General features: G+C 63.5%; 1 pseudogene. It reads right to left on the bottom strand.

The annotated features are described in order from the left end of the window. Positions 1 to 556 (bottom strand): annotated as a pseudogene (locus tag AC1D2E_RS36090) (hypothetical protein); the annotation flags it as partial.

The raw sequence follows: 556 nt of genomic DNA, 5'->3' as shown, positions 1-556 counted from the left end.
GGGTGGCGGCCTGGCCCACCGTGGTGGTCTTGGCGTAATCGGCATCGGTTCCGAAGTACATCGACTGGTAATAGTCGAACAAGGGCTTCAGGTTGACGAACGAGACCTTCTGCTCCGACTTCGACACCACCACCGCGACACCCCCGTGGGCCAGGCTGCCGTAGTTGCAGCCGCCGGCCATGAAGGTTGCGCGATTGGCCGCCACGTTGAGCGGCAATTGCTCGTGGTTGACGAAGTTGCTGCCGCAGCTCCCCGGCAGGTAGACGCGCTGCAGGGTCTCGTTCTCCAGACCGGTGGTGACCGAGATCTCGGTCGGAGCGACCATGTCCGGCAGATCCACGTAGCCGATGACCTTCATGAAGGCGATGTTGTTCAGGTTCGGCAGGCCTGGCACGATCGAGGTCCATTCCCCCCAGTAGCGGCCGTCGCTGCAACTCTGGCAGCCGCCAGCAAGTGCGACCAAGGCGATCTGGCCCTTGAGGTTCACGGTATCCCAGACGGTGATGAGGGCGAATTCGCCGCCGTTGGTGACCGCCACTGCGGTCGGCACCTTGCC

The sequence above is a fragment of the Variovorax sp. P1_H2 genome, from assembly GCF_056405295.1.
The sequence above is the reverse complement of the archived record's forward strand: the minus strand, read 5'-3'. Positions and strand labels throughout refer to the sequence as shown.